General features: G+C 37.1%; 24 protein-coding genes. 4 read left to right on the forward strand and 20 right to left on the reverse strand.

Annotated elements, in window-relative coordinates:
• Positions 1–70: 70 nt before the first annotated feature.
• The 17 genes from AC3EA5_RS10430 to AC3EA5_RS10510 all read right to left on the reverse strand — a co-directional run bounded on the left by AC3EA5_RS10430 (position 71) and on the right by AC3EA5_RS10510 (position 13,081).
• Positions 71–457, reverse strand: coding sequence for a DUF8042 domain-containing protein (locus AC3EA5_RS10430; protein WP_488608279.1), 387 nt, complete (start codon positions 455–457; stop codon positions 71–73).
• 56 nt (positions 458–513) lie between these two features.
• The gene (fliT, locus tag AC3EA5_RS10435; protein WP_488608280.1) at positions 514–867 is read right to left on the reverse strand and encodes a flagellar protein FliT; all 354 of its coding nucleotides are present in this window, start codon (positions 865–867) and stop codon (positions 514–516) included.
• On the reverse strand, positions 864–1,265 hold the full coding sequence (gene fliS / locus AC3EA5_RS10440) for a flagellar export chaperone FliS (RefSeq protein ID WP_488608281.1): 402 nt from the start codon (positions 1,263–1,265) through the stop codon (positions 864–866). Before fliS ends, fliT begins: the two co-directional genes overlap by 4 nt.
• Positions 1,266–1,297: 32 nt before the next feature.
• Complete coding sequence (locus AC3EA5_RS10445; protein WP_488608282.1) at positions 1,298–2,830, reverse strand: flagellar hook-associated protein 2; 1,533 nt, start codon at positions 2,828–2,830, stop codon at positions 1,298–1,300.
• Positions 2,831–2,845: 15 nt separating this feature from the next.
• Positions 2,846–3,226: a flagellar protein FlaG gene (gene flaG / locus AC3EA5_RS10450; protein ID WP_488608283.1), complete on the reverse strand. Its 381-nt coding sequence runs from the start codon at positions 3,224–3,226 to the stop codon at positions 2,846–2,848.
• 562 nt (positions 3,227–3,788) lie between these two features.
• Positions 3,789–5,018, reverse strand: a complete 1,230-nt coding sequence (locus tag AC3EA5_RS10455; RefSeq protein WP_488608284.1) for a flagellin N-terminal helical domain-containing protein — start codon at positions 5,016–5,018, stop codon at positions 3,789–3,791.
• A 151-nt stretch (positions 5,019–5,169) separates the two neighbouring features.
• On the reverse strand, positions 5,170–5,379 hold the full coding sequence (csrA, locus tag AC3EA5_RS10460) for a carbon storage regulator CsrA (protein ID WP_488608285.1): 210 nt from the start codon (positions 5,377–5,379) through the stop codon (positions 5,170–5,172).
• Between the two features lie 4 nt (positions 5,380–5,383).
• Positions 5,384–5,812 carry a flagellar assembly protein FliW gene (gene fliW / locus AC3EA5_RS10465; protein WP_488608286.1) on the reverse strand — a complete coding sequence of 143 codons (429 nt, stop codon included), beginning with the start codon at positions 5,810–5,812 and terminating at the stop codon, positions 5,384–5,386.
• 15 nt (positions 5,813–5,827) lie between these two features.
• Positions 5,828–6,373 carry a DUF6470 family protein gene (locus tag AC3EA5_RS10470; protein ID WP_488608287.1) on the reverse strand — a complete coding sequence of 182 codons (546 nt, stop codon included), beginning with the start codon at positions 6,371–6,373 and terminating at the stop codon, positions 5,828–5,830.
• A 58-nt stretch (positions 6,374–6,431) separates the two neighbouring features.
• Positions 6,432–7,325, reverse strand: a complete 894-nt coding sequence (gene flgL / locus AC3EA5_RS10475; protein ID WP_488608288.1) for a flagellar hook-associated protein FlgL — start codon at positions 7,323–7,325, stop codon at positions 6,432–6,434.
• Positions 7,326–7,340: 15 nt separating this feature from the next.
• Positions 7,341–8,978 carry a flagellar hook-associated protein FlgK gene (gene flgK / locus AC3EA5_RS10480; protein ID WP_488608289.1) on the reverse strand — a complete coding sequence of 546 codons (1,638 nt, stop codon included), beginning with the start codon at positions 8,976–8,978 and terminating at the stop codon, positions 7,341–7,343.
• Positions 8,979–8,990: 12 nt separating this feature from the next.
• Entirely contained in the window at positions 8,991–9,491 is a 501-nt protein-coding gene (locus tag AC3EA5_RS10485; protein WP_488608290.1) for a flagellar protein FlgN, read from the reverse strand.
• Between the two features lie 64 nt (positions 9,492–9,555).
• Positions 9,556–9,816, reverse strand: a complete 261-nt coding sequence (flgM, locus tag AC3EA5_RS10490; protein WP_488608291.1) for a flagellar biosynthesis anti-sigma factor FlgM — start codon at positions 9,814–9,816, stop codon at positions 9,556–9,558.
• Between the two features lie 155 nt (positions 9,817–9,971).
• Positions 9,972–10,382 (reverse strand): TIGR03826 family flagellar region protein, encoded by a 411-nt coding sequence (locus AC3EA5_RS10495; protein ID WP_488608292.1) that lies wholly within the window; start codon positions 10,380–10,382, stop codon positions 9,972–9,974.
• Between the two features lie 72 nt (positions 10,383–10,454).
• Complete coding sequence (locus AC3EA5_RS10500) at positions 10,455–11,015, reverse strand: ComF family protein (protein WP_488608293.1); 561 nt, start codon at positions 11,013–11,015, stop codon at positions 10,455–10,457.
• A gap of 56 nt (positions 11,016–11,071) precedes the next feature.
• A complete protein-coding gene (locus AC3EA5_RS10505) occupies positions 11,072–12,409 on the reverse strand; it encodes an ATP-dependent helicase ComFA (protein WP_488608294.1) in 1,338 nt (445 codons plus the stop codon).
• 102 nt (positions 12,410–12,511) lie between these two features.
• Positions 12,512–13,081, reverse strand: coding sequence for a nuclear transport factor 2 family protein (locus AC3EA5_RS10510; protein WP_488608346.1), 570 nt, complete (start codon positions 13,079–13,081; stop codon positions 12,512–12,514).
• A 332-nt stretch (positions 13,082–13,413) separates the two neighbouring features.
• Between AC3EA5_RS10510 and AC3EA5_RS10515 the strand changes: the two genes are divergently transcribed.
• Entirely contained in the window at positions 13,414–14,160 is a 747-nt protein-coding gene (locus AC3EA5_RS10515) for a nuclease-related domain-containing protein (RefSeq protein ID WP_488608347.1), read from the forward strand.
• 167 nt (positions 14,161–14,327) lie between these two features.
• Here AC3EA5_RS10515 and AC3EA5_RS10520 read toward each other — a convergent pair whose 3' ends face one another.
• On the reverse strand, positions 14,328–15,002 hold the full coding sequence (locus AC3EA5_RS10520) for a response regulator (protein WP_488608295.1): 675 nt from the start codon (positions 15,000–15,002) through the stop codon (positions 14,328–14,330).
• Positions 15,003–15,030: 28 nt separating this feature from the next.
• A complete protein-coding gene (locus tag AC3EA5_RS10525; protein ID WP_488608296.1) occupies positions 15,031–16,188 on the reverse strand; it encodes a sensor histidine kinase in 1,158 nt (385 codons plus the stop codon).
• Positions 16,189–16,360: 172 nt separating this feature from the next.
• On the opposite strand from AC3EA5_RS10525, the gene AC3EA5_RS10530 reads away from it, so the two are divergent.
• From AC3EA5_RS10530 to AC3EA5_RS10540, 3 genes are all read left to right on the forward strand, one after another.
• The gene (locus AC3EA5_RS10530) at positions 16,361–16,993 is read left to right on the forward strand and encodes a YigZ family protein (RefSeq protein ID WP_488608297.1); all 633 of its coding nucleotides are present in this window, start codon (positions 16,361–16,363) and stop codon (positions 16,991–16,993) included.
• Between the two features lie 138 nt (positions 16,994–17,131).
• Positions 17,132–18,178, forward strand: coding sequence for an LCP family protein (locus AC3EA5_RS10535; RefSeq protein ID WP_488608298.1), 1,047 nt, complete (start codon positions 17,132–17,134; stop codon positions 18,176–18,178).
• 113 nt (positions 18,179–18,291) lie between these two features.
• Positions 18,292–19,308 (forward strand): LCP family protein, encoded by a 1,017-nt coding sequence (locus tag AC3EA5_RS10540; RefSeq protein WP_488608299.1) that lies wholly within the window; start codon positions 18,292–18,294, stop codon positions 19,306–19,308.
• Between the two features lie 206 nt (positions 19,309–19,514).
• On the opposite strand, the gene AC3EA5_RS10545 is transcribed toward AC3EA5_RS10540, so the two are convergent.
• Positions 19,515–20,567 carry a glycosyltransferase family 4 protein gene (locus tag AC3EA5_RS10545; RefSeq protein ID WP_488608300.1) on the reverse strand — a complete coding sequence of 351 codons (1,053 nt, stop codon included), beginning with the start codon at positions 20,565–20,567 and terminating at the stop codon, positions 19,515–19,517.
• Positions 20,568–20,782: the final 215 nt, after the last annotated feature.

Genomic DNA, 20,782 nt, shown 5'->3' on the forward strand with positions numbered 1-20,782 from the left:
TTTCCCCCTAATATTCTATCTATTTCAAAAGTATCATAGTTTCAAGATTCCGTCATGAATATTTTGACAATTATTGTTGAATTTTTTCAAGGAGCACCGGTTGCACTCTCTCATACCATGCAAGGTATGTTGGAGCAAGCTTTTGTTGCACCACTTCTTGCTTCGCTTGTGACTGATCGAAGATACCTTCTAAATCTTCAGCCGCAACAGTTACTTCATAGAAAGAAGAGATAGCTGATTCAAGTTCTGCATCATCTTTGAATAAAACCTCTAGCGATTCATTGGCTTGAATAACTTGTATGAAGGCTTGAAGAATATCGTTCAAAAGTACATCACCTTCTGTTTTTGAGTAATCGGAATAACTAGCGGTGATATATTCGAATCCCTCTTTAATTGAAGATAATAATTGTGTGTATTCCTGAATTAAGGTAATTTGTTCTTCTGTAAAAGTTGTCATCTAGTTTCTCCTCTTAAAAAACCGGCTCAAGCAGATGCCTGATGCCGGTTATTAGCTTATTTTTTTTTGTCGTAAAATGTTCCATCACGGAATACTTGTGAATATGGATCTGTATAAGCATTCGAAGAATCCATTTTCTTTTGATGTCCAGATATGTCTAATCGGATATCTTTAGATAATAAAGCCAGTTTGATTTGTAATTCTTTATCAAGCAAAATAAGTTCTTTACCAAATTCATGTTCTTCCTTGGAAAATGGCGGTTGAATGGATGGCTGAAGTTGATCACGCTCAGTTAGCAACTTTTCTACATGTTCAATCGTAGAATCTCGATGATCTTCTGCACGCTGATCTAATACGGATAACAATGACACTGTAGCCATTTGCCAATGTGATAAACTCGGACGAATCATACCTCGCCAGGTTTCCCATATTGTTTTTGTCGATTAATTTGGATCACTTGCTTCCAGGTATCACGAAATTCAGTAGTGAATCCAATCACTTCTTCTACGATACTAGCATCGTTATTTACATTCGCTTCAATTAAACGATTATTCATATAATCATATAAATCTAACATCGCTACTGAAACAGGCACTGACTTGTCAAGTGTGATCATAAACTCACGAATGATTGCTTGAGCTTTTTGAATATTCGTATTGCGCAACTCAATATTATTCGTTTCAATTCCCTTTTTCGCTTGATTTAAAAACTTGATACATCCATTATATAACATCAGCGTCAGTTCACCGGGAGTCGATTGGGTAACGCTATTTTGTTGATAAGATTGGTATGGATTATTTACAGCCATGTGATCACTCCTTTGTTGCAAAATTATTATATTTATTGTCCGCCACCAAATGAATTCATTAAGTAAGCAGATTGTTGATTTGCTCGTTGGATAGCAGCTTCCATTGCTCCAAATTGACGATAATAGCGTGTTTCAACCATTTGAAGTCGAGCTTCGAAACGAGTTATTTGTGAATCAAAACCGTTTAATGAGCGTCCTAATGAGAAAGTATTATTTACAGAGGTATCACTACCTGCTTTTGCGATAACTTTTTTACGAGTTTCATCAAGCGAATCCCGAATTTGTCGGCCCAAACCTTTTTGACTAGTAGTTAGTCCATCCGCAGTAAATAACTCATAAATGCCATTCGGATTATCTGAAATTGCTTTTTTCAGCTTATCTACATCAATCTCTAGCTTACCTTTATCTGCATAGTTACTAGATGTGTTGATTCCGATATCACTTAAACGCATCGTACCAGTTGAAGTTGTAACAGCACTATTTAAAATCGAGCGCATTTGAGTTAGTGAGCTTGAGATAATAGTGTCATTACGTAAAGTTCCACTTTTAGCTTTTTCATCCCATAATTCAATTTCTTTTTCATCTAATTCGCTACGCTGCTCTTTGGTTAATGGCTGGTATTCACGGTACTTCTTTTCACGAATTTGGCCGTTTAAGTCTGCTAGAATTTTATTGTATTCATCGACAAATTTTGTAACGGAATCTAGTATTTTATCCGTGTCAGTTGCAGAACTGAAATTGACAACTTCTGCTCCAGTTACTTGTTTTAGATTCAGCTCAAATCCATTAATCTGGAACGTGTTACTTGAACGTTCTGTTAGTAAACCATTAAAGGTAAATTGAGCATTTTTCCCTTCAGTACCATAGCCAACCATTGCAGCATCATAGTTATTAGCGCTAAGTTTTGTGAAATTAGTGAATTCTGCAGAACTAGTAATCACTATTTCATTCCCCGAAGCGTTATTACCTGAATTTTTGGCTGTCATCGAAATACGTCCAGTGAAGGAGTCATAAAATGCAGATACATTCGCACCTTTATTAATTTCATCCAATACATTTTGTAATGATTTTTCAGCAGGATTAAAAGTTAATGTAAAAGCCTCAGCATCCGTTTGTAAGGTACCGTCTTCTTTAATTGATTTAATAGTGATGGTTTGAGGATTAGTTAATGTTGGGTCAAGTGTAGACAACTTTGCAGTAGTATCAATAGGAGTAGTTGAACCGTTTACTCGAGCCGTACTACGCATTGTTGCTTGTTCAGCCAGGCGTTGCACACTTACTGCTCCAGCAAAATCACTAGTAGAATTTATATTTCTAACAGAAACTGCGTCTTCATTTGAAGAAGTGACTGTTTTTTGAGTGAAAGTACTAGAACGCATCATATTATCTGAAACTAAATTCCGAAAATCAAATAATTGACGATTCACTGTACGGTAATCGTCGCGTTGCCATTCCATATATTGTTTGCGTTGAAGAATTTTATCCATTGGCATACGTTGAGCTCTCATCATATCTTTAATCATCGTTTCGGTATCCATTCCACTTGCTAAACCTGTAATACGCATACTCTCACCTACCTTCTATATTTTATGATCCACCATTAGTCCAAGGAAATCTCGCATTGCCGCGTAAATATCCATCAACTTTTTAGATGGAATTTCCTTAACTAACTCATTTGTTTTCGAATCAACAATTGTTACATAATATTCTTTTAAATCTTCATGATACTGAAAGCGCAAATTTGTATTAGTTGTCTCCATAAATCGATTAATACTTTCCGTCATTTTCTTGGCTTTTTCTCCAGGCAAAGGATATTGTTCTTCTGGTATTGATTGAGTAGTAAACTGTAGATCATTACTATTCACCGGTTGAACTTGTATTTCAGATGCTTCTGTCACAGTTGAATCTGAACTTGAGTTTGCATGAACTAATGGTACAGAAGCAGCTATACGATTAACCATAAAAAAACCTCCTAATTTCATTATCCTGTTAGTTATATCGGTTAGGATATGGAGAGTTTAATATAGAAGGCAAGAAAATATATAAAGATGATAATGTTTGGGAAACCTTTTTATCAAAATCGTTTAATTAAAATACAAAATGCGATCGGAAAATTCCAATCGCACTTTGATTTCCTTATTAGCTAAATAATTCTAGAAGGCCTTACGGTTGTAAATTTTGTGAGATTTCGCAACTCTATTTCGATGGAAGGAATAATTCTTATTAATGGTTTTCTTGCACTAAAGGCTGGTCGATTGACTTCAATAAATCGATAGATTTCACTTTATTTAGAATGCTGATTTTCATTGACAAGTGTGTCATTTGCTCTTTATGCAGACAATTCCCTTTCTGATTGTAGCATAGGATGTATATCACTCATTTCACAATTCAGCTGTTTGAATTAGTTAAATCCCATCTTGCATATTTCGTTGCTCTTATTCAATACCATTATGTACCTGAAAGTCTATACAAAAAAGGACCTTAGGAAATTATCTAAGGTCCTCCATTTAAAAAGTGTTTAAATTAACGTAATAATTGAAGAACGCCTTGTGGTTGTTGATTAGCTTGAGCTAACATAGCTTGTGCAGCTTGAGAAAGAATTGAGTTCTTAGTTTGAGTCATCATTTCTTTCGCCATATCAACATCACGGATACGAGATTCTGCTGCAGTTAGGTTCTCTGCAGATGTACCTAAGTTGTTGATAGTATGTTCTAGACGGTTTTGGTTAGCTCCCAATTTAGAGCGTTCCGCTGAAACACTATCAATCGCTGATTGGATTTTTGTAATTGCTGCAGATGCATTTGTAGCGTTTGAAACATCAAGTCCAGACTCAGTACCCGCAGAATCAGTACCATTGCTTACATTAGTAACTGTTGTATATCCAGCTCCAGATCCTGTTAATTGAAGAGCGCTTGCACGCATATCAGAAATTTCAAGTGTCAAGCTTTGGTTTTCATTAGCCCCAATTTGGAATTGTAATCCTGCACCAGCATCAGTACCAGATGCACTAGATACAGAAAGATTTAAGTCTGCCAAAGCTGTTCCAGCTGATGCTCCAAGGACTTCTACAGAAGAAGTATCACCACTCGTTAAAGAATTAAGATCCAATGCTCCGTTACCATCAATTGCAGCATAGGTTAGACCTGTTGTTCCTAGTGCAGTATTTGCTGCAGTGTTAATTGAAGTAACTACTGTGGCTGCTGTATCAGCATCCGTAATTGTAACATCGACAACTGTGCCATCAATTTCAAGATTTAATACTCCACCAGTTGTTACAGCGCCTGCAACCCCAGTACCTGTAAGACTAGCAGATGTAGCTAATGTTGCATCGTCTTTTTCACCATTAAGTAGTTTTTGAGTATTGAACTCAGTTGTATTACCAATACGGTTGATTTCAGAAGTCAAAGAATCAATTTCTTTTTGGATTTCTCCACGATCTGAAGTTGTATTAGTATCTGTTGAAGCTTGAGTAGCTAATTCACGCATACGTTGTAAAATATCATGTGTTTCGTTTAATGCGCCTTCAGCTGTTTGGATAAGTGAGATAGCATCTTGTGAGTTCTTGCTAGCTTGATCCAAACCGCGAATTTGTCCACGCATTTTTTCAGAAATTGCTAAACCAGCAGCGTCATCTCCAGCACGGTTGATACGAAGACCAGAAGCTAATTTTTCCATTGATTTTGATTGTGCATTTGTCGCACCATTTAATTGGCGGTGTGTGTTAAGTGCTGCGATATTGTGATTAATTCTCATTTTTGTTTTCCTCCTTGAATGTGTGTTGCTCACGTCCTTGTGAGCGGATATGTAATTAGTAGAGACCGAGTCGGCCGAACCCCGCATTCTACTGTTACAATAATAGTATCGGAGTTAGTTTCAATAGTTTAATAGTATTTTTAAAATAATTTTAGATTTTTTTAAAGTTAGGTAATTTAGTTGATAAAGCTTCAGCGTTTGCATTAGAAACTTCTGTTCTTAATTCACCTCGAAGAATTTCCATTGTGCGTGGTGCATTGATTCCTATTTTAACTTGGTCTCCTTTAACTTCGCTAATGATGATTTCTATTTCGTCATTAATCCATATAGAATCGCCGATTTTTCTTGTTAAGATAAGCATGTAATCACCCTTTTCCTTGTGAAATTGGATGTCTTAGTGGAAAATCTGATTTTTCAATGATCGTTTGTTTTGCTTTTTTTAACTTCATATTGATTACAATAGGTGCCTTCAAATTCAATGTCGATTCTGAAAAAGGTTCCTTTACTGTAACAATAGTTAGTATCGCAATATCTTCATTCGATGTAATTGATAGAGAATGGACTGTGCTTTCATCTAAATCAAAATTATAATTTGTAAATACAAATGGATTTACGGTTACAAAAGCTATTTGAGCATTATTGACTGACTGTAATACTTGATAGACAGCATCGTCTTCTAACGGAATCAATGCGAATTTTTGTTCTTCTTCAAAACCAGGAAGTCCATGTTCAAAGTAAAAAGTTTGTGAATCATCAATTTCGATTTCACCTAAAAATGCGGTTTGTATTTTCATATTAATCCTCCTCTATTACCATGAAATATCAATGGATGGGTACTGTAGCATTTCAGCTGTTACTTTACCTGGTTTGTATTCATGTGTAGGTTTATTTGTTTGAGCAGATACAATTGGTTTTTGTTGCTCTGTTTGAACATCAACTTTACCAGGTGTAAAGCTTACTTTTACACTTCCGTATGATGGTATGAATTTTATTCCCAGATCTTTCATTTGTCGTCCCGACCGTTGAGCAATTGAAGCAAAAGCATTGCTGCCATTTTCTATTCGCATCATTTCAGAACCTTCCATAGCTCGTCGAGCAGTCCCATCAGATACAGTCTGTCTACTATAACTTGCTACTTCTTCCCATCTCTTAAAGGAGCTTTTTAAATCTACGTCAGCACGAGCTTGTGTGCTATCAATATTGAACTGTGATTTAGTAGTACGGAACGTTTGTATAGCATTAGGTTGTTCAATTGATAGTGTCGCTGGTTGCTGTGTTAGTCTTTGAATTGGTTTAGTAGTCGATAGACCAAGTAACCCTTTTGTTGTTTGTACATTTAATCTTGGTATATCCATTTGATTCACCTCTTTTTAAAAAGCGCCTACGCAATAATGCGTATGGCGCTTTTTTATTTTAACGTAAAAAGTCTGCTAATGAGGGTTGAATAATTTTAGCTCCTACTGACAACGCTGCACGATGAACAGATTCTTGTGTGATCATCTCAGTGATAGACTTTTCGTAATCAATGTCTTCATTTTCAGACATTTGCTTCGTAGCAATGACACTTTGAGAATCCAAACGATTATCCATTAGTTCAGCACGATTTTGTCGAGCACCAATGTCCGCTCTAGTTGTTAAAACCACATTCATTTGATCACTGATATCAGTAAGGTAAGCAGAATATTCACTTCCAGATGCAGTACCTGCTTGCATTTTTGTCGAAATGTCACCCAACATTTTGTCAATATCTCTAAATACATCAATGCCGTTTGTATTAACTTTCATTGTTACTCCATCGAAAATTTCAATTTCTATATGTTTCTTCAACGGATCTGTAACGGCTGTCGGTCCAGCGGGATATCCAGTACCATCAAATAATGGCGAAGTAGTGCTTGTACCACTGAAGATATATTTGTCTCCAACTTTTGTATTAGCAATATTTTGGATATGACTGCGAATTTGAGCGATTTCACTTTCAATCTTCTTCCGGTCATCAGTTGTAGATGTATCACTTGATGCTTGGACCATAAGTTCATTAACTCGTTGCATAGCTGAACCAACCTTATCTAAAGCATCGTCCGAACTATCTAATAAGTTATGAACCTCTCCAAGATTACGTTGAAATTGTTCTACTTTATCAAGAGCAGAACGTAGTCCGATTCCCTTCATTGCTACTACTGGATCATCTGAAGGTCTATTTACTTTTTTACCAGTAGTAATTTGGTTTTGCAACTCACCCATCTTTGAATAACTATTAGACAAATTTCTAAGCATATTACCTGAAAGCATTGATTGTGTTACGCGCATTGGTTGGACCCCCTATTAGTTTCCGACACGGCCCATGCCGTTAATGATTTTATCTAAGGTTTCATCTACTACAGTAATCATACGAGCAGAAGCGTTATATGCTTGTTGGAATGTAATCATATTCGTCATTTCTTCATCCAAAGATACGGAGCTAACTGAAGCACGACGTTCAGCAACCGCTTGTTGAAGAGTAGCAGTATTGAACATTAAGCGTGAAGCTTGTTGTCCGTCGACACCTAATTGACCAATGATGCTTTGGAAATATGTTTGAGTATTCACATTTCCTAAATCTGACAAATTAACAAATTTCATATTCGCTAATTTTAAAGCAAATTTTCCATTACCTGGTTCTGGGTTAGCCACACCTGGAGGAGCGACTGGTGCAGAGTCTGAAGCAACTACTTTACCTGGATCACTAATAATATTTGCCGAAACATAAATATTACCGGCATTTAATGGATTTGCATTATTACTAACAAAAAACGCTTCACCAGGGCGACCATTAATGTCTGAGCCAGCTGGATAATTAGCTGGATCTGTTGTATCGCCCATATGAATTTTATTAAACTCTTCTGCGAATGCACCTGCCATTGTATTTAATTTCGCTATCATTTCTGGGAATAAACCCTTTTCAACTGGTGTTGCAGAATTATCCATATATCCATAAGAGTTTGCCAGCGACTTAATTTTACCTAAATCACTGAACTCTAAAATGTCCTGAACATCTTTTACAGATGGTGACATGTTTCCGTCAACAAAAACTTCATTTCCACTAGCATCAATCTGTACTAAATGGAAACCTTCTACCGCTGAAGTAGGTGTTACACCATCAGTAGAACTGGCACCTGAATTTCTAAGCTGAGCAAAATCTTTACCATCAACTACTTTAAGTAAATCACCATTTTTCAACTTAATTGAAACCGTCACTGATCCTTCAGCAACCTTCAAAGCATTACCACCTGAAGGAGAATTAGAAGTCTCAATTGGGAAGAACTGCCCTAACTCGTCTAGTAAGTTATCACGAGCATCATATAAATCATTTGGCATATAGCCATTTGGCTCGATTGCTGTGATTTGCCGGTTTAAGTCTCCAATTTGTTCTAGAATTGAGTTGACGTTATTAAGTGAAATGCCGATTTCTTTTGCAGCATTGTCTTTTATTTCTGTAATCGATTTATGCATGTAGTTGAATGAATCCGCAACTGCGATTCCTCGTTGAACGACTACTGCCCGTGCTCCACCGTTTTCAGGGTTAACACTTAAATCTTGAAGGGATTTCCAGAACTCATCCATCGATTTTGCTAAACCATAATCAGATGGTTCGTTTAGAACGTCTTCCATTTGAGAGATAGCTTGAGATCTTGATTCCCAGTAACCTAATTTGTTTGACTCTTGTCTGAATTGACTGTCTGTAAATGTGTCACGAATTCGTTGGACTGAACCCGCTTCCACTCCAGTTCCAATAAAGCCAGGTGTCATTGGAGCGTTTAGACCTGTTCCAGGAAATCCAAGTGTTGGTTGCATGTTCACGCGTTGACGTGAGTAACCAGCTGTGTTGGCATTAGAAATATTGTGACCCGTTGTATATAAGGCGGTTTGTTGTGTGAAAAGACCGCGTTTGCTTGCTTCAAGACCCATAAACGTACTGCGCATGGTGTCGCCTCCTTAGACTTGTGAATCGAAATAGGTTTTCTCTTTGTTTACCTTGTTACCTTTTGTTTCATTTCGAGAGTAATTAATTTCTTCCGGACGTGGTTTCAACATGTCTAGTGTTAAATTGACAAATTGCAAAGACTGGTAAGTTAGTTTTTGGTTTAAGTCATTTTGGAATTTCAGTTGGTCGACGGTTAGTAACAGTCGATTACGAGAAATTTTGAGTTGTTCTTGATCAGATGGCGACTCAGCTGCTTCCATTACTTCCTTAACAGTTGGTGTGTCAGAAGGAGCAATTCCTTTTGCTCGAAGGTAATCCGTTACCACTGCCTGACGCTGTTGTTCAAGTTGTGAAATTGCCGCTATGTGCGCCTGCTCGTCCTTGAGCAGTTGATCGAGACTATCCATGTCTCCAGTTTTGATGAACTCAGTTTTCTTATAGGCAAGTTCAAGCAAACTTTTGTGTAGTTTTTCTAAGTTGTCTAACGTTTGAATGATCGTATCAATCGACATGGAAAAAACTCCTTTAGTCATATACAGAAAATGGACCGCCAGCGTAAATTAGAAGGCGGTCATTTTATTTGCGGTAAAATGCAAGTAAATCTCCTGCAACTTGCTTCGCATCAACTTTGTAGTTACCTGATTCGATATCTACTTTTAATTGTTGAATGCGTTCAGCACGTTCCGTTGCGAATGATGAAGACTGCAATTCTTTCGCTACTGATGAAATTTGCAATTGATCAGCTGATTGTTTTTTCGTTTGTTCAGCAGCATCTAGCTTTTGTGCTTGACGTTTATATGGATTGACGGCGTTCACGCCTACATTGTTTATTTTCATAATGGTCTCCTTCCTTTTATGAGTGTCTACTTACTATTTCGGCTGATTTAATGAATTGTTAAGGGTCTTTTGAAGGAAAAATAACTGTAGACAAAATGGTCTATATAAATTTAGCATTCCACAAAAAAACGATGGCAAACATCGCCATCGAATTATTATTTGCGCTCTGAATGGTATGTTCCTTTATCTTGATTGGCAACTTTATCACGGAAGTCTTTAGCTGCGTCAAATGTTCTTAAGTCTGCTTTTAAATTCGATGTACAATTTTCACAAAGCTTCCCACTTGTAGTTAACTTCCCACAGTTATCACATGGATAACCAAGGTTTGGGAACAATGCCGGCTGCAGTCTTCCTTTTCGAACCCACTTATGTAAAAGAGATTCTTTAACGCCAGTTACTTCACAGATTCGTTCTATATTCGCCGCACGATTTTCACGCTTCCGCAAAAATTTATAAACTGTTTCATATTGTTGTTCCTCGATATTAGCACATTTTGCACACACATCACGCATCCCCGTGTAATTGAAAAAATCATTACAAGTTGGACAATTTCTTAATTCCCCCATGTTGAACGCCTCCTGGTGTAGATGGTTGTTAGGAACATTGTACTCGGAGGAATGATTTTGGACAAGATGAATTTACACACGCACTAAGGTAAGAGCACTTACTTTAGTAGCTCCAGCTTGCTTTAATATGCATGCAGCATGGTGCAAGGTGGTGCCGGTGGTGTACAAATCGTCTATTAATAGAATGGATTTTCCAGCAACACTTTCTGTTAGTGCGAATAAAATCTCTGATTGCATACGTTCTTGTTTCGACTTCTTTCCTTGCGTCGTGTTCATAATCTTCTGGAGTGGTTGTGTAAATGTAATATCTGCTGCAATTAGTAATTCATCTATATGGGCAAAAGTCCTTTCCTTCAGTTTTTCTGGATGCATGGGGATGGGAACAATCATTGTCGTTTCTGATTTCAAATGGACAAAATCTTCACGAAATATTTTAGCCATCTCAACATCCTGGAGAAACTTGTATTGATGGAGAACATCTTTCATGAATTCGTTATAGGAATAAATTGAAATTAATGAGTCTAAGGAACCCTCAAACATAGTGTCTTCCCAGTCTTTGCGATAATCTTTCATTTCAGCTTGTTCAAACTTATTTTGGCATTTATCACAAATTACTTGAGGCTGTCTAATCATGAATAGTGATGTCCATGAGGGCTTTTCTAAAAATTCGTTATTGCAAATAAGGCAATTCATTTCTTCACCTTATTATGTTCTTCGATTAAATACTTCGCCTCATCCATTTCATTCGAAATCCCTTGATGGAAAAACACGATATCGCCAGTTGGAAATTCACTTGACCGTCCTACTCTTCCGCAGATTTGAATTAAAGCACTGCTTGAAAAAATGGATTCATCAGCTCCAACCACTGCCACGTGAAGTTTCTCGATCGTAATCCCTCTTTCTAAAATGGTTGTTGTAAGAAGTCCAGGCACTTGTTTATTTCGCAGCATTAATACTTTTTCTTTTCTTTGGGGGTCTTCGGCATGAACAGAAGGAATATTTTCGAATAAAATGGATGCCTGCATCATTAAATCAATCGTCGGAAAGAAAATAAGAAATGGTTCCTGGTTATTCATTCTTTCTTCCATCCACACCCTTAATTTACTTGGGTACTTCCCTTTCTTTATCTGCTTCGTATAATTCCATAACGGTTCAAACCGAGGGACAGGTAAAGGGTGGCCGTGGAATCGAATTGATATGACTGACTTATTCTTTACATCTCTCAGAAGTTCCTTCGATGGCGTAGCAGTAATATAGTGAACAGCCGTATCAAGTTTCTTTGCTTTATTCACAGCATATTCAAGTGATTTGTCGATTGAATACGGAAAAGCATCCGCTTCATCGACAAAAATGACATCAAACGCATTCTCAAATCGGTACAGCTGGTGAGTGGTCGCTATGATCAATTGTGCAAAACCTTTTTGGTCTATTGCTCCTCCATATAAGGCATGTATCACAGTCTCAGGGAAAACTTTCTTAAATCGTGGAGCCAACTCGAGCACGACATCCGTTCGAGGTGTCGCAACACATACTCGTTTCCCTTCCTTCAATAACTCCGCAATGACAGGAAACAGTAACTCTGTCTTTCCCGCTCCACAAACCGCATGAATCAGATGTGATTCATTTGACTTCACACTTCGTATTAATTCATCAGAAGCTCGCTGTTGATCAAGTGTAAATGTTCCATTCCATGCAAAAACGACCTTCTGTTTTATTTCCAATGAAGGTCCTGTCCAAGATATTAAATCTGTGCACCGACTAATTCTGCCCATACGAATACAATTTCGACAATAAAGACACGGACCTTCGCATTTGGCACAGTTAAATGGAGTTAGTTGGTAATTGCCGCAGCGACGACAACTGTTTGATTGATAAGTAAATGTAAAAAGGGTTTTGACACTCGACTGAATGCCTGGGTAGGGGGTTATATTCCCTTGGTTAATTTCATTGTCTATGTCTTCTCGCGAAAACGGGGTATGTTCGCGCAGCCACATGCGACCTGTTAAAAATTCTCGGATTTCGTTCATGAGCATCCCTCCAAATGTGGATTGACCTCATTCCTATTTTCAGTTTAGCATGAGTTATAAAAAACACCATAATGAAACTTTCTCATCATGGTGTCCAGCAGTTTATTCAACTTTATCGCCAATAAAGAACACACTTGTCACTTTCCACTCACCATCTTCATTCGTAAAGACAGTCACTTGACGACCGGAGCGATCTAATTCCGCCCCACTCGATTCTTGCACCATCGAAATATCGAAATTAGCAAATACTTGCGCCTGGTTCTTATCGTATTTTATTAATGTGATATTATCAGCAGTTCGATCAACATTATATTCTTTGAAAGTTTTGCGAACTAATTGTTCTTCTTCTGCATACTCGAACCCTTCAGGTTCCTTCGCAATGACAGACATATAGGTTTCAACGTCTTCATCATTGAAGGCTTTCATGTATGTGTCGAAAGCCGAGAGGATCGCTTGTCTTTGTTCTTCTGGAACATTCGTCGCTTCCTCAATTTTGCCGCCAGCCATTTCAAAGCCAACTTCGCCTTGATCCGTCACACCATGTTCTAAGGCATTGCTTTCATTTGGGGATTCTCCGTCGTTAACGGAGCCGGAATTTGTCGACTCATCATTGCTACATGCCGTCAATAAAATTGCAGTCATTGTTAATAAAAGTATATATGGATATTTCATCAATTCTCGTCCTCCTACTCGGTTATTAATTTTGGCATATTCATGCGCGAAACTCAACGATTATTGACTTGTGAAATTTATTTGAACATGCTATGTTGAAAACACCCCTATTTTCTCCTAAATTCTACTAAAGGAGTGTTTCAAAAATCGACTTCGCACGAACCGAACCATCTATAATTCACGCATACACAAGAGTTTTACATCGACTTCCCTCTGAGCATCCATCCCGACACGATATCTTATCTAAAATCGATATGACGAGAGCCGGCTATAATGGCGAATGTCAGGTCGATCGCTTCCTAAAATAGGTCGGGTTTGCAGAACCCTATGCCATTTTAAAAGAAGTTAATTTAAAATGTGATGCCCAATCCTTCATTTCCATCGATACATTGATTATTACTCAGTCATATATCTGTGTGTTGGAAATAAAGACGATTAAAGGCAAGCTTATGTTCCAATCAAATCCCCCACAACTTTTAAAAGATGTCGACGGCGTCATTACCCCACTAAAATGCCCTGAACAACAACTAAACAGAAATGTAAAAAGACTAAACATGTGGTTAGAGAAGCATGGCGTTTTATTACCTATTCACAGCTATATCGTGCTACCCTACTCCAAAAATCATGTAGCCCTCCCACCTAAATTCGCCAAAATTATTATGGGATGCGACATCAGTAGCTATATCGAAGAGTTAAACGAAAAAGAACCAATTATTTCCCGGGAAACTTTCGACAAACTGTTGAGTTTAATAAATGAATATCAAACTAGTTATTTCCCTCCACCTTTAAGCAATCGATATCAAATTGAGTATGAACAAATTCGAAAAGGTTTAATATGCAGCTATTGTTTTAAGACGATTAAGAATGAAAAAAAATGTACCAATTGTAAAAAGCCGACGAAACTTGCGAAGAAGGAAGCGGTAGAAGATTGGTTTTATTTGTGGAAGGATTCAATCACTACACGTGAGTGTATGGAGTACCTCAGTTTGAATGAAGATGCTGCGAGCTATCTATTGAGGAGATTAAACTTGGTACCGGTTGGTAACGGTAGAGGCAGAAGATATTTTTGGAAGTCTTAGTTTGTTTAAAATCGTTGTTTTACGGGATTAGCAATTATTTTTACGGGATTAGGTATCAAATTTACGAGATTAGCAATCAATATTACGTGTTTAGCATACTAATTTACGGGATTCAAACACATAAACGAAAAAGATCCGCTCACAACAAGTGAGCGGATCCACAATTATTATCGCACTTCAACCCAGCCATTTTTAATAGCTGTTACAACGGCTTGTGTACGGTCATTTACATTCATTTTTTGCAAAATCGAAGATACATGGTTCTTAACGGTTTTTTCAGAGATGAACAATGTTTCACCAATCATACGGTTACTTTGACCATCTGTTAATAATTGAAGAACTTCACATTCGCGTTTCGTCAACAAGTGGAAAGGACGACGAATTTCTGATTGGTGGAAGCTGCCTTTATTTTCACGTTCGCTTAACCGACGGAATTCAGCAACTAAATTACGTGTTACTTTTGGATGTAAGTAAGATCCGCCTGTTGCGACAACTTTGATTGCTTGAACAATTGCATCTGCATCCATTTCTTTTAACATGTATCCAAGTGCACCAGTTTTCAGAGCATGTGTTACATATGATTCATCATCATGGATAGATAACATGATTACTTTAGCTTCTGGGTATTGTGTCATTAATTCGCCAGTTGCTTCCACACCGTTTTTACGTGGCATGTTAATGTCCATTAAAATAACGTCTGGAGAATATTTTTCATAAAGGCCAATAGCGTCTCCGCCGTCTCCACCTTCAGCTAATACTTCAAATGAATCTTCAAAATCTAAAATCCGCTTTACACCTTCACGGAATAATTGGTGGTCATCTATGATTACAATTTTCGTCATCGTCATTTCCTCCTATATCGACACAATCTTAGTATTTGTCTTTTTCCTCTATTAATGGAATTCGAAACATCATCGTCGTTCCTTTGCCTGCTGAAGAAGTCACAGTCATCTCACCTTTAATCAAATCAATGCGTTCTCGCATCCCAAGCAATCCAAATGATGAGTCTTGAACTAAGGTTGGATCAAAACCGGATCCGTTGTCTTTCACCAGTATGTTCACAGCGTCATTTCGCCATTCAACCTTAACCCAAATTCTAGTACACCTCCCGTGTTTCGTGGCGTTCGTCACCGATTCCTGAACTAATCGAAAAATGGCAACCTCATAATTACTAATGATTCGTCGATCTTCACCCATGGATTGGAAGTGTATTTCGCACCCTATGTTATATTCTTCGATAGTCATTAAGTATTTTTTGAGGGTAGGAATTAATCCTAAATCATCCAATGCCATTGGTCGCAAATCATAAATAATTCGACGCACTTCAGAAAGTGCATTTCGAACCATAACTTTTAAATCGGCCAGTTCTTCAAATGCCTTCTCGACGCCCTTTTCTCGGTACGTACGCTCAATCAAATCTGAACGTAACAATACATTCGCCATCATTTGAGCTGGACCATCATGAATCTCACGGGATAATCGTTTTCGTTCTTCTTCTTGTGCTTGAATAATTTTTAAGCTGAAATCTTGCTTTAATTTTGCCGTTTCAAGTGCTTGTCCAACATTTTTTAAATCAGAAGTTAAATAATTCATGACAACATTCACTTGTGTAACGAGTTGATCTGCTCGCTGTATGGTTTCGAGCAACCCTTGCAATCGGCGTTCCAAATCGTCACGTCGTTCACGAAGTTGTTTTTCTTCCGTCCGGTTAATAGACAATTTAATTTGTAAATTATTCGCTAATTCATATGCCTCACGAACTTGAACTTCAGAGAAAGTATTGAAATGCTTTGATACATCCGCTAATCTAGTTCGCGAAAATCTTGTCTTCTCTTCAAGTAAATCGCCTTCAATAATAACCAATGAAATATTTTCTCGAACAATTTCTAATTCTTTTCTCATTTGTTCAAAGCTTTGACGGCTCTGTTCACTTATAATAAAGATATCATTTTTGGACTGGTCCATCGTATCGACCATTTGACTAAATATATAATCCAAAGACTTGATATCAACTCGATTCCCAGACATAATGATTCCCCTTTGTTGCTCGATTGTCTGATGGGTGACTTTTTATTCATACATGTACCATTCGTCACCTACGCCTTTTTTCCTGCAAGGGCTAAAACTTATTATAGCACTATCACTACTTTTAAATATTAAAATTGCATGACAACTAGATGTCAGTAAGGATGTGAAGCGTTTGCGAAACGATTACAAAACGGTAAAAGGTTTCGGTGAGTCAGAATTAATTATACAAAAATCCCGCTTTATTACCTATGTAAACCGGGCAGAAACTGAACAAGAAGCACAGTCTTTTATTGATAATATCAAAAACCAGCACAAAAGTGCTAACCATAACTGTTCAGCATACATGATTGGTGAACATGACAACATTCAAAAAGCCAACGATGATGGTGAACCAAGCGGTACAGCTGGATTTCCTATGTTGGAAGTTCTGAAGAAACAAGGTTTAAAAGATACGGTGGTAGTAGTGACAAGGTACTTTGGCGGAATAAAACTCGGTGGTGGTGGACTAATACGCGCTTATGGAAAAGCGACAACAGAAGGTATTTCCGCTGCACAGGTTGTAGAACGAAAATTGCATTATATTATGAAGGTCTCAATTGACTACACTTGGTTAGGTAAAGTCGAAAATGAAATTCGCAGTTCTGAATACCCCCTCGATCGAATAGAATATGCTGAATCTGTCGAATTATATGTCTTCATTCCCGCTATTAAAGAAGATATTTTCAGAGGTTGGATAACAGAAATAACGAATGGACAAGCTGATTTTGAGCACGTTGAAGAAAAATTCCTCGAATTTGTCATCTAAATGATACAAACTTTTCTTTTACTGAATGAAAGAAACGCTGTATAATGAGGAGTACTGTAGATAAGGATGAAACCATATCTTAAATACAGACGTCTTATTGAACGAGCAAGGATTAAACCTGCTCAGAGGAGAATTTGGATGAAACGTAGAGAATATCAAACTGTGTCACATAAATCGTCAACAAAGTCACTGATTTTAAAGATATCTATTATGCTCGTATCTTCAATGTTAATTAGTTTGACTGCATATGGTTTATATCTTCACAAAAAAGCTGAAACGGCTGCAGGAAATGCTTTTGAAACATTAGGCGATAGAAATAAGTCAGAATTACGTGAAGAAGCTGTTAAACCATTAGAAGATAATGTATCCATTTTATTTGTTGGAATAGATGATAGTGAACAAAGGGATCAAGGAACTTCTAATAGTCGTTCTGATGCACTTATGTTAGCTACTTTAAATAATAAAAGTAAGACTGTTAAGTTAGTGAGTATTCCCCGGGATTCATTGGTTTATATTCCTGAACTGGGATATGAAGATAAAATTACTCATGCCCATGCAAATGGAGGCACTAGAGTATCAATAGAAACTGTTGAAGAATTATTAGAGATTCCAGTGGATTACTATGTAAGAATGAACTTTGATGCTTTCGTGGATGTTGTTGATGCACTTGGAGGAATTGATGCGGATGTCCCTTATGAAATTAATGAGAAAGATGCGCTCGATAATAACAGCATTAAATTATTCCCAGGCTATCAACATTTAGATGGTGCGGAAGCACTTGCTTTAGCACGAACACGTAAACAAGATAATGATATTGAACGTGGTAAACGTCAACAAATGATTTTGCAAGCTATTATGAAAGAAGCTTCCTCTGCTAGTTCTTTCACTAAATATGGTGATGTAATTGATGCGGTTGGAGATAATATGAAAACAGATATGTCTTTCGATGAAATGAAATCGTTTTTTGAATATATAAAAGATGGTGCACCTCGTGTAGATACACTGACTCTAGAGGGATCAGATGATATGTCAACAGGTACCTACTATTGGTTACTCGATCAAGAAAGTCTTGAAGAAACGCGAGATATACTTAAATCTCATCTAGGAATAGATGACTCTTCCTCTAGTTTCTCAGACAGCGAGACGGACGTAACTGAACTTGCTTCTAAAAAAGATGATAATTAATTATGCTTATTCAAACTGACCTATATAGGTCAGTTTTTTTATTGTAAAAAATACCAGCGTTTGTGTCAAAATTATCGTATAATTTAAAAAACGACATATTAAGGAGCACTTGGATGAAAAGGAAAGAATTTCGCAACAAAACGACTAACCAGTCGAATAAATCTTTAGTAATTAAAATTTCTCTTATGTTAATTGCTTCAAGTATCATTTGTTTTACGGCCTATGGAGTATATTTACATAAGCAAATCGAAGTTATGGCATTAAACGCCTATGAGCCATTAGATAATAATAAGATTACTTCTCCTGCTATCAACGACATTATAGCAAAAGAACAAACTTCCATTCTCTTTTTAGGCATCGACGATAGTGATAAAAGAAGTCAAGGTGAAGATAATAGTCGCTCTGATGCAATTATTTTGGCAACCTTAAATAAACAAGAGAAAACAGTGAAATTATTAAGTATTCCTCGTGACTCTTTAGTATATATCCCAGCAAAAGGTTATAACGATAAGATTAATCATGCATTTCAAAATGGTGGCGCCAAATCATCTATTGAAACGATTGAACACTTATTAGAGGTACCAGTTGATTACTATGTAAAAATGAATTTTGATGCCTTTGTGGATGTTGTTGATGCGCTAGGAGGAATTGAAGCAGAAGTGCCCTTTACTTTTATAGAGAAAGATCAATATGAAAAGTCCACTGTCAAATTAACCAAAGGCAAACATGTATTAGATGGTCGTGAAGCACTTGCCCTCGCTCGTACCCGAAAAATAGATAATGATATTGAACGAGGTCTACGGCAACAACTTTTATTACAAAGTCTTGTTGAAAAAGCAACTTCCGCAGGCTCAATAACTAAGTATGATGATGTTATACAAGCAGTTGGACTACATATGAAAACTGATATGACAATGGATACCATGACTTCTTTTGTTTCTTATCTAAAAGGCGGTATGCCTGATATTGAGTCACTTTCCTTAAAAGGTTTTGATGATTGGACCTCTCAAGGTTATTATTGGAGACTTGACGAGCAGAATTTAGAAGAAACGAAATTTAAACTGAAACGTCATTTAGAAATTATTGATGAAGAATCAATTGAATCAGCTTCCCCATCAACTAACAATTAATTAAGAGTAGGTGAGGCGACTCCTGGACGATTTGCAAGAGTTTTAAACGCTGTATAGTAACGTGTGGGAAGCAGCCTATCTGAATGAGTCCAACACAATTAAGACCAAAAACTCTCCTACATGATTAAAAACCATCACGAGTATATTCAAATAAAAAAATGCACATTCCATTGTGACATCATTGGAATGTGCATTTTCTATTTATCTTATTTACCAATCATTCTAACAAAATTGATAAGTGGCCGATAGTTCTTCCCTGCTAATCCTACTGCTTCCACAAATAATTCGATTGCTACGAGCATTACTGCAATTAACAAAATTGCTCCCCATACAGTTGCTTGTGAGAAGATTAATGCAGCTAGTCCAAACATTGCGGCTAAAGCATAAATGATTAACACCGTTTGTCTATGAGTAAATCCAACATTCAGCAAACAATGATGCAAATGGGACTTATCAGGGGCTGATAAAGGTTGTTTCAATCTCCATCGTCGAACAATCGCAAAAAATGTATCGGAAATTGGAACTCCTAACATAATGACTGGAATGATTAAGGAAATAACCGTAATATTTTTAAACCCTAACAGTGCAAGTACCGAAATCATATATCCTAAAAATAACGCTCCAGTATCGCCCATAAAAATTTTCGCTGGATGGAAATTATAAATGAGGAATCCAGCAGAACTTGCTGCTAAAATGGCAGCCATCGAAAAAACGAACATGTCGCCTTTCATCAAGGCCATCCCTGATAAAGTGATTAACGCAATAGTTGAAACACCAGCTGCTAAACCATCAAGTCCATCAATTAAGTTGATGGCGTTAGTGATACCAACTATCCATAAAATGGTTAATGGAATACTTAAATATCCAAAATCTAATACGCCACCAAATGGAAGATTAATAAATTCTATTTGCAATCCGCCGTAGACGACAATTCCTGCAGCAATAAATTGGCCAAGTAATTTTGCTTTCGCTGTAATTTCAAACATGTCATCTAAAACACCCGTAATGATAATCATAACTGCCCCACCTATAATAAATGGTGCTGCTAAAGGATTTTCTGGATCAACAGGTTGTAATATAAAATACGCAATTAAAAACGCACCGAATATAGCTAAACCGCCTAGGCGAGGCATAATTCGTGCATGTACTTTTCTGTAATTAGGTCGGTCAACGGCGCCCACACGGAACGCAATGGCCTTCACCACTGGAGTTAACAGTATTGAAGCGACAAATGCCAGAACCAGAGTTAGGTATAGCATGTCTTTCCTCCTTAAATCTATGCATCTTTGCATGTGAATCCAATAGTATTATAGCATGTTTTTGCCAATCGTAAACAAGATTCGTCAACAATGAGCGTTTCTTCCTATTAGAATATCCCATTATTATCTATATCAATCACGTAATTATTTAGACGAAGTTCACTTCTAATATGTTTCATGGTTTTTTCATTCGAAATTTGTTAAAATAAGCAAGT

This window comes from Paenisporosarcina sp. (assembly GCF_057785155.1).

Coding starts and splice junctions, on each gene's coding strand:
- AC3EA5_RS10485 (WP_488608290.1), bottom strand. CDS start 9,491: ATGTCGATTGATACGATCATTCAAACGTTAGACAACTTAGAAAAACTA.
- flgL (WP_488608288.1), bottom strand. CDS start 7,325: ATGCGCGTAACACAATCAATGCTTTCAGGTAATATGCTTAGAAATTTG.
- AC3EA5_RS10540 (WP_488608299.1), top strand. CDS start 18,292: ATGAAAAGGAAAGAATTTCGCAACAAAACGACTAACCAGTCGAATAAA.
- csrA (WP_488608285.1), bottom strand. CDS start 5,379: ATGCTTATCTTAACAAGAAAAATCGGCGATTCTATATGGATTAATGAC.
- flgK (WP_488608289.1), bottom strand. CDS start 8,978: ATGCGCAGTACGTTTATGGGTCTTGAAGCAAGCAAACGCGGTCTTTTC.
- AC3EA5_RS10495 (WP_488608292.1), bottom strand. CDS start 10,382: ATGGGGGAATTAAGAAATTGTCCAACTTGTAATGATTTTTTCAATTAC.
- AC3EA5_RS10445 (WP_488608282.1), bottom strand. CDS start 2,830: ATGCGTATTACAGGTTTAGCAAGTGGAATGGATACCGAAACGATGATT.
- AC3EA5_RS10535 (WP_488608298.1), top strand. CDS start 17,132: ATGAAACGTAGAGAATATCAAACTGTGTCACATAAATCGTCAACAAAG.
- AC3EA5_RS10430 (WP_488608279.1), bottom strand. CDS start 457: ATGACAACTTTTACAGAAGAACAAATTACCTTAATTCAGGAATACACA.
- flgM (WP_488608291.1), bottom strand. CDS start 9,816: ATGAAAATAAACAATGTAGGCGTGAACGCCGTCAATCCATATAAACGT.
- AC3EA5_RS10545 (WP_488608300.1), bottom strand. CDS start 20,567: ATGCTATACCTAACTCTGGTTCTGGCATTTGTCGCTTCAATACTGTTA.
- fliS (WP_488608281.1), bottom strand. CDS start 1,265: ATGGCTGTAAATAATCCATACCAATCTTATCAACAAAATAGCGTTACC.
- AC3EA5_RS10455 (WP_488608284.1), bottom strand. CDS start 5,018: ATGAGAATTAATCACAATATCGCAGCACTTAACACACACCGCCAATTA.
- fliT (WP_488608280.1), bottom strand. CDS start 867: ATGATTCGTCCGAGTTTATCACATTGGCAAATGGCTACAGTGTCATTG.
- AC3EA5_RS10505 (WP_488608294.1), bottom strand. CDS start 12,409: ATGAACGAAATCCGAGAATTTTTAACAGGTCGCATGTGGCTGCGCGAA.
- AC3EA5_RS10510 (WP_488608346.1), bottom strand. CDS start 13,081: ATGAAATATCCATATATACTTTTATTAACAATGACTGCAATTTTATTG.
- AC3EA5_RS10520 (WP_488608295.1), bottom strand. CDS start 15,002: ATGACGAAAATTGTAATCATAGATGACCACCAATTATTCCGTGAAGGT.
- fliW (WP_488608286.1), bottom strand. CDS start 5,812: ATGAAAATACAAACCGCATTTTTAGGTGAAATCGAAATTGATGATTCA.
- AC3EA5_RS10500 (WP_488608293.1), bottom strand. CDS start 11,015: ATGATTAGACAGCCTCAAGTAATTTGTGATAAATGCCAAAATAAGTTT.
- AC3EA5_RS10470 (WP_488608287.1), bottom strand. CDS start 6,373: ATGGATATACCAAGATTAAATGTACAAACAACAAAAGGGTTACTTGGT.
- AC3EA5_RS10525 (WP_488608296.1), bottom strand. CDS start 16,188: ATGTCTGGGAATCGAGTTGATATCAAGTCTTTGGATTATATATTTAGT.
- flaG (WP_488608283.1), bottom strand. CDS start 3,226: ATGGTTAATCGTATAGCTGCTTCTGTACCATTAGTTCATGCAAACTCA.